This is a genomic window from Ruegeria sp. HKCCD7628 (assembly GCF_057221005.1).
Genome location: NZ_JBWVBA010000010.1, coordinates 35,743 through 49,826, shown reverse-complemented (window position 1 = coordinate 49,826; position 14,084 = coordinate 35,743). Strand labels below are relative to the sequence as shown.

At 56.9% G+C, this 14,084-nt stretch carries 12 protein-coding genes and 1 pseudogene; 11 read left to right on the top strand and 2 right to left on the bottom strand.

Annotated elements, in window-relative coordinates:
- The first annotated feature begins 2 nt into the window (after nt 1-2).
- From AC2TAD_RS17955 to AC2TAD_RS17925, 7 genes and pseudogenes are all read left to right on the top strand, one after another.
- Nucleotides 3-1,289, top strand: coding sequence for a TRAP transporter large permease (locus tag AC2TAD_RS17955; protein ID WP_170750422.1), 1,287 nt, complete (start codon nt 3-5; stop codon nt 1,287-1,289).
- 19 nt (nt 1,290-1,308) lie between these two features.
- Nucleotides 1,309-1,743: a GlcG/HbpS family heme-binding protein gene (locus AC2TAD_RS17950; RefSeq protein WP_480869254.1), complete on the top strand. Its 435-nt coding sequence runs from the start codon at nt 1,309-1,311 to the stop codon at nt 1,741-1,743.
- Between the two features lie 10 nt (nt 1,744-1,753).
- A complete protein-coding gene (locus AC2TAD_RS17945; RefSeq protein ID WP_170750424.1) occupies nt 1,754-2,626 on the top strand; it encodes an NAD(P)-dependent oxidoreductase in 873 nt (290 codons plus the stop codon).
- Between the two features lie 54 nt (nt 2,627-2,680).
- The gene (locus AC2TAD_RS17940; protein ID WP_170750426.1) at nt 2,681-3,424 is read left to right on the top strand and encodes an SDR family NAD(P)-dependent oxidoreductase; all 744 of its coding nucleotides are present in this window, start codon (nt 2,681-2,683) and stop codon (nt 3,422-3,424) included.
- 72 nt (nt 3,425-3,496) lie between these two features.
- Complete coding sequence (locus AC2TAD_RS17935; protein ID WP_480720339.1) at nt 3,497-4,420, top strand: sugar kinase; 924 nt, start codon at nt 3,497-3,499, stop codon at nt 4,418-4,420.
- 16 nt (nt 4,421-4,436) lie between these two features.
- Nucleotides 4,437-5,180 (top strand): ribonuclease activity regulator RraA, encoded by a 744-nt coding sequence (locus tag AC2TAD_RS17930; RefSeq protein ID WP_170750430.1) that lies wholly within the window; start codon nt 4,437-4,439, stop codon nt 5,178-5,180.
- A 79-nt stretch (nt 5,181-5,259) separates the two neighbouring features.
- A pseudogene (locus AC2TAD_RS17925) lies at nt 5,260-5,964 on the top strand (IS6 family transposase).
- A 143-nt stretch (nt 5,965-6,107) separates the two neighbouring features.
- Here the strand turns inward: AC2TAD_RS17925 and AC2TAD_RS17920 are convergent.
- Together AC2TAD_RS17920 and AC2TAD_RS17915 are read right to left on the bottom strand one after the other, a co-directional pair.
- Nucleotides 6,108-7,745, bottom strand: coding sequence for a GMC family oxidoreductase (locus AC2TAD_RS17920; RefSeq protein WP_170750432.1), 1,638 nt, complete (start codon nt 7,743-7,745; stop codon nt 6,108-6,110).
- 10 nt (nt 7,746-7,755) lie between these two features.
- Nucleotides 7,756-8,856, bottom strand: coding sequence for a LacI family DNA-binding transcriptional regulator (locus tag AC2TAD_RS17915; protein ID WP_234899403.1), 1,101 nt, complete (start codon nt 8,854-8,856; stop codon nt 7,756-7,758).
- A gap of 166 nt (nt 8,857-9,022) precedes the next feature.
- On the opposite strand from AC2TAD_RS17915, the gene AC2TAD_RS17910 reads away from it, so the two are divergent.
- From AC2TAD_RS17910 to AC2TAD_RS17895, 4 genes are all read left to right on the top strand, one after another.
- Nucleotides 9,023-10,489, top strand: a complete 1,467-nt coding sequence (locus AC2TAD_RS17910) for an aldehyde dehydrogenase family protein (protein ID WP_480869250.1) — start codon at nt 9,023-9,025, stop codon at nt 10,487-10,489.
- Between the two features lie 54 nt (nt 10,490-10,543).
- Entirely contained in the window at nt 10,544-11,518 is a 975-nt protein-coding gene (locus AC2TAD_RS17905) for an ABC transporter substrate-binding protein (RefSeq protein ID WP_170558391.1), read from the top strand.
- A gap of 67 nt (nt 11,519-11,585) precedes the next feature.
- Complete coding sequence (locus AC2TAD_RS17900; RefSeq protein ID WP_480869247.1) at nt 11,586-13,121, top strand: sugar ABC transporter ATP-binding protein; 1,536 nt, start codon at nt 11,586-11,588, stop codon at nt 13,119-13,121.
- Nucleotides 13,106-14,083: an ABC transporter permease gene (locus AC2TAD_RS17895; protein ID WP_170750436.1), complete on the top strand. Its 978-nt coding sequence runs from the start codon at nt 13,106-13,108 to the stop codon at nt 14,081-14,083. The genes AC2TAD_RS17900 and AC2TAD_RS17895 overlap by 16 nt, the downstream gene beginning before the upstream one ends.
- The last annotated feature ends 1 nt before the right edge of the window (nt 14,084 follow it).

Genomic DNA, 14,084 nt, shown 5'->3' with positions numbered 1-14,084 from the left:
TCATGGGACTCATGATTCTTTTGGGGGTTTTTGCCCTATGTGTCATCATCGGCGCTCCAGTGGCATACGCCCTTGGTATCGCTGCATTGGCTTCCTTTTGGTTTGAAGGATTGCCGATGTTTGTTGGGTTCCAGCGTATCGTGTCCGGGATCAACGTCTTTTCCCTAATGGCGATCCCGTTTTTCATCTTTGCGGGCGAGCTGATGTTTCACGGTGGAATCGCGATCCGGTTGGTTCGGTTCGCGCAGGCCGCCGTAGGCGCTGTGCGCGGTGGGCTTGGTATCGTCAATGTCTTCTCGTCCATGTTGTTTGGTGGCATTTCCGGATCGGCAATTGCAGATATCTCGGCGCTTGGGTCAATTCTGATCCCAGTGATGAAAGACAAAGGTTATGACGCCGACTATGCGGTGAACGTCACAGTGACATCATCAATTGCCGGGATCATTATCCCACCCAGCCACAACATGATCATCTTTGCCCTCGCAACAGGCGGTGTAGTTTCAATCTCAAAACTGTTCTTGGCCGGAGTTGTGCCCGGTGTCCTTATGTGTTGCTGCCTTGCGATTGCCGCCTATGTCGTGGCGGTCAAGCGCGGCTATCAGGCCGAACAGTTTCCGGGTTGGACCGCACTGGCCATCGCCTTTGTTGGATCGATCCCTGGCTTGTTGACGGCCGTGATCATTGTTGGAGGGGTCTTGTCAGGCGTCTTTACGGTCACTGAATCCGGCGCGTTCGGGGCAATGTATGCATTTGTGGTGACACTTGTTGTCTATCGCAGCCTGTCCTGGGAAAACTTCAAAACCGCCGTTATCTCTTCGGTGCGCACAACGTCTATGGTGATGATCCTGATCGCCTGCGCCGGTGCCTTTGCCTATATGCTGACGTTCAACCGGGTGCCGACAAAAACAGTCGAATTCCTGTTGGGTATCACAGAAAACCCGATCCTGATCTTGTTGATGATCAACGCTGTGCTGTTGCTCTTGGGGATGATCATGGATATGGCCGCGTTGATCCTGATCTGCACACCGATTTTCCTGCCGGTGATGAACATGCTGGGCATCGATCCGCTACAGTTCGGCATGATCCTTTTGGTGAACCTCGGTCTTGGTCTTTGCACCCCACCTGTCGGGACCTGTCTCTTTGTGGGTTGTGCTGTTGGAAAACTACCGATGGAGAAAGCGGTCAAAACGATTTGGCCTTTCTACCTCGCCATCTTTGCCGCGCTCATGCTGATCACTTTTGTACCGGCAATATCGCTGACGCTGCCGAACCTAATCATTGGCCCCTAAATCAAAGGAGAATGAGGCGATGCTGACAATAAGACGCCTGGACATCGATGACGCGGGCAAGTTGATCGCAGGAGCGCGAGCCAAAGCGCAGGAAATCGGCGTACCGATGTGTATTGCCGTCACAGACGAAAGCGGCAACCTCATTGCCTTTGAGCGGATGGATGGTGGCAAGATTACCAGCATCATTTTGGCCATCGACAAGAGTTTCACTGCAACCGGCATCCAAAAAGGAACCGATGCTCTTGGTGAAGCAAATCAGCCAGGCATGGCCGCACACGGAATATCCTCAACGCTGGGTGGGCGAATGGTGACCGTTGCAGGTGGCCTTCCCGTGAAGGTCGACGGACAGGTGGTTGGCGGGATCGGTGTCAGCTCGGGCTCGCCAGCTCAGGATCTCGAAGTTGCGCAGGCAGGGGTCACGGCGCTCTGCGAAGCCCAATTGGAAAGAGTTTAAGGAGTCAGATATGACAAAGCCCGTCATCGGTTTCATCGGCCTCGGTCTTATGGGCGGTAACATGGCAAAGTGCCTGCAAAACAACAGTTTTGATCTGGTTGTTATGGGTCGGAACAAGGAAGCCGTCGCAGCCACTGTCAACCGCGGTGCTGTAGAGGTTACAACGCCACGCGAGCTTGCTGAAAACAGCGATATCGTGATGCTTTGTGTAACAACATCGGATGTCGTCGAAAGCCTGATCTACGGCGATGACGGCATCCTGGCAGGCATCAAAGATAGTGCTGTGGTCATTGACTTTGGCACCTCGATCCCAGCGTCCACACGCAAAATCGGCACAGACTTGGCCGCAAAAGGTGCTGGTATGATTGATGCGCCGCTGGGACGCACACCCGCGCACGCCAAGGACGGTTTGCTGAACATCATGGCAGCGGGCGATATAGCCACCTTTGAGAAGGTGAAACCTGTCCTGGATGTACTGGGGGAAAATGTCTTTCACCTCGGCGAACTGGGTGCGGGCCATGTGACCAAGCTCATCAACAATTATATGGGCATGACGACAGCTTGCACCATGAGCCAAGCCTTTGCTGTGGCTGAACGCTCAGGGGTAAACAAACAGCAGCTTTTTGACATCATGTCAGCTGGACCGTCCAATTCCCCCTTTATGCAGTTTTGTAAGAACTACGCGGTGGATGGTGTCAGCGATTTGGGGTTTTCGATTAACAACGCCAACAAGGATCTTGGATACTTCCTGAAGCTGGCCGAGGACGTGGGCACTCGTGCCGAGATCGCTGAAGGAACCGCGAACAACCTTCAGGCAGCAGCGGACGCAGGCATGGGCGACGGCAACGTGCCGGAAATCTTCGACTATTTTGCCAAGCTTTAGCGTCAGATCCATCAGTCACGCATAGCAGCACCAATTGAACGGGAAAGAGCAACCATGAGACTTCAGGGAAAGACCGCAATTGTCACGGGTGGTGGCCGCGATATCGGGCGCGCCTGCGCTGTCAAACTCGCCTCCGAAGGGGTAAATGTCGCGGTGAACTACTTCGCCAGTAGTGCCGGCGCCGAGGAAACCGTAGCCGAGATCAAAAAGATCGGTGGACAGGCGTTTGCAATGCAAGGCGACCTGAACAAACCCGAAGAGGTCGATGCGTTGATCGCCAAGACGGTCGATACCTATGGCAGCCTGAATATTCTGGTGAACAATGCCGGAGGTTTGATCGCGCGCAAGAAAATCGCCGAGATGTCGCTTGAGCATTGGCAGGCTGTCATGGATCTCAACCTGACCAGCACGTTTCTTATGGTCAAAGCGGCACTGCTGCATATGAAATCCGGGGCCATTGTAAACATCGCCAGTCAGGCGGGTCGCGACGGTGGTGGCCCGGGTGCGTCGGCTTATGCAACGTCAAAAGGCGGGGTCATGACGCTCACCCGTAGTCTTGCAAAAGAACTGGGTCCGGATATCCGTGTCAACGCAATCTGCCCAGGCATGATCGACACGGATTTCCATAACATCCATACTCCCGATGCAGGCCGTCGGGGGCTAGAAGCTGCTGCGCCGCTCAAGCGGCAAGGCCAGTCTCAGGACGTTGCGAACCTCGTGGCGTTTCTGGCAAGCGAGGACTCGGCTTATCTGACCGGGACCAATGTCGATATCAATGGTGGGATGCTGTTCTCGTGACCACTGCAGAACAGGTTACCTAATTGTCGAACGCTACCGTTTGCCAAACTTCGAAGTACTGGAAACCGGAATATGCGAATTCTCGCGATAGGTGAATGTATGGCCGAAATGGCCCCAACTGACGCGCCAAGCACGTATCAAATGGGGTTCGCCGGAGACACGTTCAATACAGCTTGGTATCTGGCCCAACTCACACCCGAAACGCCCTTGTCCTATTTTACAGCCGTCGGAGATGACGCCATCTCATCACGGATGCTGAGTGTCATGCGCGAAAGCGGGGTCAACACCCAGAAGGTGCGGATCGTGCCAAACCGTTCAGTGGGGTTGTATCTTATCACGCTAAACAACGGGGAACGCAGTTTTACCTATTGGCGCGGCCAGTCGGCCGCACGCCTATTGGCCCAAGACAAGCAAGCACTTGCCCACGCCATGACGCAATCTGATCTCATTTATTTCTCGGGCATCACTCTGGCAATCTTGAACCCTGAAGGGCGCGCTGCCTTGCTTGACGTTGCTCGGTCAGCGCGGCGTGCCGGAAAACGGATTGCCTTCGACCCCAATCTGCGCCCGCATCTTTGGGACAGCCCCTCTGAGATGACCGAGAACATCATGCAGGCGGCCGCCGTTAGCGATATTGCCTTGCCATCATTCGAGGACGAGGCACTTTGGTTCAGCGACATGAACCCCGCGGCCACTTTGCAGCGCTATGCAAGGGCGGGTGCAGAAACGATCGTTGTCAAGAATGGCGCAGAAACGGTCATTTTTCGTACTCGCGGCGCAGAGGGCTCTGTCCATGTTCCGCCTCTGGCCTCGGTTGTGGATACGACTGCTGCAGGCGACAGTTTCAACGCTGGCATTCTGGCGGGGCTGGCAACGGAAAAATCCTTACCTGACAGCATAGCACTGGCCTGCAAACTGGCAGGGCATGTCGTGCAAGGCAAAGGTGCACTTGTTCCCGTCAACCAAAGCCTGCTCGATAGTTGCCAACAGCCTTAGCAGAAGGATCCAGCCCTTGCCGAACCCTCAGCCTGCCGAAACGATCAAACTGCATCCGGATACGCTTGATCGCTTGTCAAAGGTCAGCACAGCGACTGTGGCCACGCTGCTTTACAAACGCGGTTATCAAAACGCCTATGTTCAAGGCGTTGCCCCATTGGGCAAGGGCAAGCCCTCCCTTGTCGGCCCGGCTTTTACACTGCGCTACATTCCTGCTCGGCCTGACACCGACCCGATCGAGGCGTTTCGTGAGCCAGATCACCCGCAGCGCGTGGCCGTGGAAACATGTCCTGAACGCGCGGTATTGGTCATGGATTGTCGGCAGGATGCATCGGCGGCCTCGGCAGGTTCGATCCTTTTGACGCGACTGGAAATGCGCGGAGCAGCGGGCGTTGTCACGGATGGTGGAATTCGCGACGCCGACGGTGCCGCAGCACTTGAGATGCCAGTCTTTGCTGCAAAACCGTCTGCCCCAACCAACCTTACGAAACATCATGCGGTAGATATCGGTTTGCCAATCGGGTGTGGCGGCGTGGCGGTCTATCCTGGTGACATCGTTCTGGGTGATGGCGATGGTGTCATGATTATCCCACGCCACCTCGCCGATGACATTGCGATCGAGGCAGGCCCAATGGAGCTGTTCGAACGCTTCGTTCTGGAAGAGGTGCGAAAAAGCACCCCCGTAATTGGACTTTATCCTGCAACCGACCCAGACGTTCTCGAACGATTTGAGGTCTGGCGCGCGCGGCTCTCTGACTGATGTCTGAATCGCTGCAATGTAGGTTTTGTCAGAAGAACTAGGCTTGAGGCGGGCAAGGGGGCATTCATAGCCTTTGTGGATGGAAAGACGATCACCATTTAAATGCTTCAAAACCAGTCCCGAGATCATCCGCTTTGCGGTGATGCTGTACATCCTTTCCCGCTCTCGCTTCGGAATGTCGAAGATCTGCTGCACGAGCGAGGCATCGACGTGCGCCACGAAACTGTTCGATTTTGGTGGCACAGGTTTGGCCCGATGTTTGCTGCTGATATAAGGCGGAAGCGTGTTCAGCTGCTGCGCGCGTTCTCCAAATGGAAGTGGCACGTTGACGAGGTTTTCGTGAAGGTAAATGGCAAGCGGCATTATATTTGGCGGGCCGTTTATCAGGAAGGCGAGGTATTGGAAGCTGTTGTCACCAAGCGCCAAAACAATGCTGCAGCATTGAAATTCCTTGAGAAATTGATGAAGCGACACGGCAAAGCGGAAACTATCGTCACGGATCTCTTTGCCTCATACAGAGCCGCTCTCAGAGAGCTTGGCGTTACCGAAAAACAAAGGACGAGCAGGTGGCTCAACAACCGCGTCGAGAATTCGCACCTGCCGTTTCGACGACGCGAACGCGTAATGCAGCGGTTCATACGGGTGCGAAGTTTACAGACATTCGCCCCCGTCCATTCCTCCGTCTACAACCACTTTAACGAGGAGCGATCTCACCAGCAGAGATACATTCAAGCTGACCCGCGCCGCCGCCCTTAGCGAGTGGCGTCAACTTTGTTCCGGATAGGTTCGCGGTTTCCGCGGCAAACTGAGGCTAGTTCGAATTAGTCGGAAAACATCTAGGGAAATCCGTTTTCGGTCGGGCGGGCAGCGCGACGCCATTTTTTGCGCCAGAAATCGGATCAATGACGGACGACGCCGCAGCTTAGGTTAAGAATTGCGTCCCTCGCGTGCTGATCCGATGCCAAGGATCAGGTCGGCGCATCGTTCGCCAAGCATCATGGCAGGTGCGTTTGTGTTGCCGGCGTTGATGTCAGGCACTGCGGACATGTCGCAAACCCGTAAGCGCTCGATCCCGCGCACACGCATTCTGGCGTCCAGCACTGCCATTCCGTCGCCGTCCCGACCCATTTTGGCAGTGCCCGCCGGGTGATAGTTGGTTTTTACGAATCTCTTACAATGTGTTCGCAGCGTCTGTTCGTCGTCCGCTATCGGAATGACGATTTCGCGAACCCTTTGAGCAAGCGGGCCCGACGTGAATGCCCGGCGAAAGAACCGCTGCCCCCGGATCATCTCTTGCATGTCGTCTTCATGCTTCAGAAGGTTGGGCGAGACCACTGGCATGGTGTGAGGATCGGCCGAGCGAAGTCGGACCTCTCCGCGTGATTTCGGTTTGACCACGACGGTCGTAACGGTCAGGCCAAAGTCGTCCTGCACCTCGTCCAGAGCGTCGCGATCCAGATAAACAATTGGCACGCAAAAGGCTTGGATGGTCGGTTCTCCATCAGGAATCGACGGATTGACAAACGCGCCGGCTTCGACTCCGGCGGAAGTCACCGGTCCGCTGCCGAACAGTTTGAACTGGATGCCGTTGCGAAGCATCCGCCAGCCCTCACCTTGTTTGAAGTATCCGTAGGGACCGTTGGCAAAGGCGGTAATTGGAACTTCGGGGTGGTCAATCAGGTTCTGGCCAACCCCCGGCAATGGGCAGATCACGGGAATACAGTGATCGGCAAGATGTGCATCAGGTCCGATGCCTGATAGCATTAGGATTTTTGGCGTCACCAGAGCGCCCGCCGCAACGACAACTTCACCATCGCACCGGACCGTGTGGGCTCCGCGTTTGTCTCGATACTGCACGCCGACGGCCTTATCGTTTTCGATGATGACTTTGCTGACCGTTGCGCCAAGCCGGATGGTCAAGTTCGGGTTCGTCTCGAGAGGGGCGAGAAAAGCATAAGCCGACGAACTGCGCTTACCGGCGCGATTGGTGAACTGATAGAACCCGACACCGCGCTGCGTTGCGCCGTTGAAGTCCGTGTTGAATGGTTCGCCAAGGGCCTGCACCGACTGAACGAACCAACGTGACATGTCGTCGATGTGCCCCGGATCCGAGACCTGCACCGGACCGTTGCTGCCATGCAGGTCATTGTGAAGCCTGTTGTTGTCTTCCATCCTGCGGAAGTAGGGCAGCACATCATCCCATCCCCAGCCGACTCTGTCGTTGGTCTGTCGGAGCAGGTTTTCCCACGCGTCATAATCAGAAGGGCGGCCACGCATATAGACCTGGGCATTCACAGACGACCCGCCACCCAGCACGTTGGCCTGCGGAATGTCATGCACGCGACCGTCCAGGTGGTCCTGCGGTTCGGTCTGGTGGTAGGTCATGAACTTGGACCCGTTGATCATCTTGAAGATACCCGGCGGCATGTCCAGCAACGGATGGCGGTGCGAATGCCCGGCCTCCAGCACCAGAACCCTGCACTTGCCCTGGTTGACCAGTCGCGCTGCAGCGGCTGCGCCGGCAGAGCCGCCGCCGATGACGATATGATCGAAGGTTTCCGTCACGAGTTCGCCTTCAGGCCCGGCGTTTGGGTTCGCTGATCGAGTCGCGCTCCACCAGTTCGCATTCAAGCTTCACGAGAGGGTGTCGCTGACCATCCGTCGGACCGTGGAACAACTGTTCGATGACCCAGCGTCCCATCGCCCTAGTTGGAAGGATCATCGAGGTAAGGGGTGGCGACAGGTGTCGCGCGGTTTCGTCATCGTCGAATCCGATGACCGAGATGTCCTCGGGGATGGATAGGCCAAGTTCCTTGAGCGCCTCATAGCAGCCGATTGCCATTCGGTCATTCTGACAGAAAATGGCGGTTGGCGGAGAGGGCAGGTCCATCAATTCGCGCGTGGCAGCATAGCCTGCGCTGGGCAGCCAGTTGCCCTCGATGACCAAATCCTCGTCAAATGGGATGTCGGCGGAAGCAAGGGCGTTTCTGTACCCGGTCGTTCGCCCTGCGGCGCATTCCATGAACGGCTCGCCGGTGATGGTGGCGATTCGTTTGTGCCCCGCCTTGATCAGGGCGTTGGTCGCCGTATGTCCAGCGGCGACTTCACCGGGGATCACCGCAGGAAAAGAGAGGTCGTCGCAAAAGCAGTTCAGCAGCAGAACCGGGGTCGCGGTCTGCCTGAGGATTTCCGGAACGACCACCCGCCGGGTGAAAACGGTTGCGTAAATGATGCCCGCAACCTGTTGGTCGAGGAAATACCTAAGCGTTCTGGGTTCGACCTCGGGGTCGTTTTGGGTTTCTGCCAGCAATACAAGATTTCCCGTGTCCCGAACGGCCTGTTTCACGCCATTAAACGCGTTTACCATTTCGGGGCTCGACGCCAGATCGTCCACGACAAAAGCGATGGTGCCGTCTAACGCCGAGGGCCGAGGCGCGCTGTTCTGTGGTTTCCTGAGTTGAGAGGGCATGGCGTATCCAAGCGTGTTGGCGGCGTCCAGGACTCTTTGCTTTGTGTCCTCGGAGATTTTGACGGAATCGTTCTTGTTTAGAACCAGCGATACTGTCGTCTGTGAGCACCCGGCGACGCGTGCAATATCATGCATCGTTATGCGCTGCCGGCCCGCGACTCGTCCCACGCCCCTGTGCTGCCCGGCCTTGTTCGCTTGATCGTTCATCGCTCAACCTTTTTGTTCGCTTCCTTTTTATCGACTATACGGAGGACGCGCAACTAATATTAGTGAATAGTAAATAATATTAGTGTTGACGAAATAATATTATTAGTGTTTTGATCGATGGTGGGGTCGCCAATGTGGTCTGACCGAGTAAGCGCGGGAGGCGAAATTGCGGTCTGTAGTGGGGGAGTCGGGTCAGGTGGTTCGGCATTCGATGTTCATCGATGGCCGCTTTGCCGACTCTGACGCGGACACGGTTGGTGTCGAGAACCCTGCAAATGAAGAGATCGTTGCGCAAGTTCCAGATGGCGGTGCCGCTCATGCGGATGCGGCCGTCGAGGCGGCCCATCGTGCTTTTGGCTCGTGGTCCTCGCGCCCGGCGATCGAGCGGGCGCGACTGGTTCAGCGGTTGGCCGAAGCCATCCGGATTGACGCCGGGCGTCTGGCCGCTCTGATCACGGTCGAGCAGGGCAAACCCATCACGCAGGCCCGAAGTGAAGTTGATGCCGCTGTTACCTTTCTTTGCCATGCGGCTGAAGAGGCCCGGAGGATTTCGGGTGACATAGTGGCATCGGACAACAAGTCCGAGGAAATCCAGATCCGGCGTCATCCTTATGGCGTTGTTGTTGCGTTGACGGCTTGGAACTATCCGCTGGCATTGGCCGCCAGGAAAGTCGGGCCTGCGCTGGTCGCGGGCAACACTGTTGTTCTGTTGGGACACGAAATCACGCCGCTGTCCGGTCTCGCGATCGCCGAGCTTGCCGAAAAGGTCGGGTTTCCGCCCGGTGTTCTGAATGTTCTGACAGGCAAGGGGCCGGTGGTAGGGCAGCGGTTGGTCGAACACCCCGATACCTCACTGATCACAATGACCGGCAGCACACGAGCCGGTAAAGAGATTTTTCGCGCCGCGGCCGACCGGATCAAGGTTGTCCGGCTCGAGCTTGGCGGCAAGGCGCCGTTCATCGTGATGGAGGATGCGGATATTGACGCTGCTGTTTCGGCCGCCATTGCCGCCCGGTTTGCCAATTGCGGCCAGATTTGCACCTGCAACGAGCGTATGTATCTGCATCGCGGTATTGCGGATCAGTTCTTGGAAAAATTCGTGACAGCAGCCCGCGCATTGTCGATCGGAGATCCGATGGAGGACTGCGACCTGGGGCCCAAAGTCAGCAAGGTCGAAATGACCAAGGTCGCCGAAATCATCCAGCGCAGCATCGCCGAAGGTGCCACGGTCCATCTGGAAGGCGGGCCTTTGACGGACGGCGCGCACCGCGAAGGGCACTGGATGTCCCCAACGGTTCTCGAGGTCTCCGACAACGGCAATGCCGCGATGCAGGAGGAGGTCTTTGGACCCGTGGCGACAGCCATGCGAGTCGATGATTTTGATCAGGCGATAAGTTTTGCGAATGACACGTCATTCGGGCTGTCCGCCTATCTCTTTACGGCATCGCACCGGCGATTGATGGAGGCCCCGAGCCGTTTGAAGTTCGGCGAATTGTACCTGAACCGCTCCAATGGTGAGGCCGTACAGGGATTTCACACCGGTTGGGGTTTGTCCGGGGTTGGGGGCGAAGACGGCGCGTATGGCTTCGATGGCTATCTGAGGAAACAGACGACTTACATGAATTGGGCATGACCTAAAACTCGCGGTCAAAACGGAGGCGACCGCACCAATGGAGGAGGAATAACCATGAAACGCAGAACTCTTTTGATCTCGACGGTTGTCGCGGGTGCGCTGTTGGGCACGACTGCGATAGCGCAGGATCTGCCACCGCTTGAGCAGAAGGATCGCTACAAGGTCGGCTTTGCGCAGATGGAGTCGAACAATCCGTGGCGCATTGCCGAGACAAAATCGTTCCATGACACGGCCGAGGCCTGCGGCTGGGACCTTATCGCGACGGATGCAGCCGGATCTGCAGCAAAGCAGGTTGCGGATGTGGACAGCATGATCGCCCAAGGCATCGACGTTCTGTTCCTGCCCCCGCGGGAAGAAAAGCCGTTGATCCCAGCCGTTATGAAGGCCCGTGCCGCGGGAATCCCGACTTTTTTGGTGGACCGCTCGGTTGATCCGGCCGTTGCCAAGCCGGGCGAGCATTTTGTGGCGTTCCTTGGGTCGGATTTCATTGATCAGGGCAACCGTGCCGCACAGTGGCTGATGGAGAATTTCGACGGCGACAATGGCGTCATCGTCCAGTTGGAAGGCACGACTGGTTCTTCACCTGCAAATGACCGCAAAAAAGGTTTCGACGACGCGATTGCAACGGATGACCGCTTTGAGATCGTGGCTTCTCAGACCGGTGACTTTGCGCGCGACCTGGGTCGTCAGGTGATGGAAACCCTGCTGCAGGCGCACCCCGATGTGAACGTGGTCTACGCCCACAATGACGAGATGGCAATCGGTGCGATCCAGGCTCTGGAACTGGCCGGCCGCAAGCCTGGCGAGGACGTGACCATCGTTTCGATCGACGGGACACGCGATGCACTTCAGGCTATTATCGATGGCAAGATGGGGGTGACGGTGGAAAGCTCACCCTTCTTCGGCCCTCTGGCTTGTGAAGTCATGAATAAATACGCGGCTGGCGAGGCGATCCCGGAATGGGTGAAAGTCGAAGATCGCATCTTTACCAAGGACAATGCGGCCGATCACATCGACGAAGCCTATTGATTCTCCCTGGTGGGTGGTGCTGGCCTGTGGTCGGCGCCACCTGCAAGCAATCGGAGGAAGACATCTCATGAATGCGCTCGTCTCGATGTCGGGAATTGAAAAGTCCTTTGCCGGCGTGCCGGCACTTAGCCAGGCCAACCTGGAAATCGTGCCCGGCGAGGTTCATGCGCTGATCGGCCAGAACGGTGCGGGCAAATCGACGATGATCAAGGTTCTGACCGGAGTTTACGATCGGGATGCCGGCGACGTTCATCTGGCGGGTGTGCCAAGCCGCATTTCCACTCCGCGCGAAGCGCAGGAATCCGGAATTGCCACCATCTATCAAGAGCTCAACCTGGTGCCGCTGCGGTCAGTGACTGAAAACATCATCATGGGGTACGAGCCCAAACGTCTCGGCTTTCTGGTCGACTGGCGCGAGGGCAACAGGCGCGCACGCGAGGTTCTTACGCGCTTTGGCATAGATATCGACGTGACCGAGCCGCTAGGAAATTTCTCGACAGCGATCCAGCAGTTGGTTGCGATTGCGCGGGCTGTTTCGCTGGATGCGAAACTTGTCATCATGGACGAACCCACGTCGTCGCTGGATGCCAGCGAAGTCGAGGTGCTGTTCGGTGTTGTGCGCGAGTTGAAGAAACAGGGCGTGTCTGTTCTTTATGTTTCGCATTTCCTCGATGAGCTGTTCCAAATATGCGATCGAGTCACAACGATGCGAGATGGGCGCACCGTCAACACGCGTAACGTCCAGGATACGACCAAACTGGAAATGATCGCGGACATGCTGGGCCGCAACAAGGATGAGATCGCGGCAGACGGTTTGACGGACTTCGCAGGTGCCAAGGCTAAGAAAGGCGATATCGTTTTGCGGGCGGACTCTGTTTCAACAGGCCCGCGGCTGACGCATTTCGACCTCACTCTCCACCGCGGGGAAATCGTTGGGCTGGGCGGATTGCTGGGCTCAGGCCGGACCGAGGCGGCGCGCGCTTTGTTCGGAGTGGACGGGAAACGCAGCGGCGCAATCGAGTTGCATGGCGTGGTCGGGCAACCGTCCGGACCGGGTGACGCGATCGTAAACGGCGTCGGCTTTCTGACCGAAGATCGCAAGGCCGAAGGGATCATTCCAGACATGTCCGTGCGCGAGAACATGACGCTGGCCCTGCTGCCGAAACTGGCCAGTCGTGGTCAAATCGACTTTGCCCGCGAGCGCGAGATTGTTCAGGCCTTTATCGACGATCTGGGCATCAAGGCGGCGCATATGGACCAACCCATTCGCGAATTGTCCGGCGGCAACCAGCAGAAGGTGCTGCTTGCCCGTTGGCTGGCGACGCAGCCCGACATCCTGATACTCGACGAGCCGACCCGAGGCGTGGATGTTGGCGCCAAGCGAGAGATCCAATCGTTCATTCGGTCTTATGTCGAGAAGGGGTTTGGCGTCGTTCTCATCAGTTCGGAATTCGAAGAACTGGTGGAAGGCGCCGATCGCATCGTGGTCATGCACGAGGGACGCTCGGTCAAGGAACTGACCAACCCCGGGGTCACCGAGAACATACTGGTGCGCGCGCTTGCGCATCATGAAGAAGGAACTGGTTCATGGAACGCGCAATGAAGTTGCCGCAACGGGTCGCATCAATGCCCTTCCGCTTTCACGGCGGCATCGCCGCGTTAGTCGCCCTGCTGGTGTTCAACGCGTTTTTCACACCTAATTTCCTGCAACTGCAAACCCTGTTCGTAAATATCAGCCAGGTCGCTACGATCGCCATCGTGGCCATGGGGATGACGCTGGTAATCGCCACGGGTGGGATCGATCTGTCGGTTGGGGCGGTCATGGCGCTGGCGGGGGCGCTTGCTCCGTTGATCTTTCTGTCGGATCTGGGCTCTGCCAATCCGATGCTAGGCGTCACTTTGGCCATTGTCCTGCCGCTGTTCATTGCGGGGCTATGCGGGGTATTCAACGGCGTGATGGTTGCCGTGTTGAACGTGCAGCCCATCGTTGCGACGCTCATTCTCTTCATCTCTGGTCGCGGTATTGCCCAAGTCCTGACGAACGGGAACTTGCAGACGTTTTCAAACCCTTCATTCAGTTATCTTGGAACTGGTAAAGTGCTTGGATTGCCGTTCCAGGGCTGGCTGGCGCTGGCCATTGCCTGTGTGCTGTTTTGGGTGATCACCAGAACCACATGGGGCCGTTACTTGCTGGCCATAGGGGGCAATGAACGCGCGGCCTATCTGTCGGGTGGTCCCGTCCGACGGGTCAAGATCGGGGCCTATGTCATCTGCGCGGTGCTTGCGGGCCTAGCCGGTTTGATCGTGGTTGCAATCAACTCGGCCTCGGACGCCGCGCGCAACGGCAATCTGATGGAGCTTGATGCCATCGCGGCCGCTGTTGTTGGCGGGGCTCTTTTGCAAGGCGGGCGAGCGCCGATCTTTGGTGCCATACTGGGTGCCGTCATCATCCAGTTGGTCAAATATACATTGTTGGCCAACGGGGTAGAGGACGAAGTTGCACTGATCGCCAAGGCCGTCATCATTATCCTGGCCGTTTGGGTCCAGCAGTTTCGGAGGGCTTAAT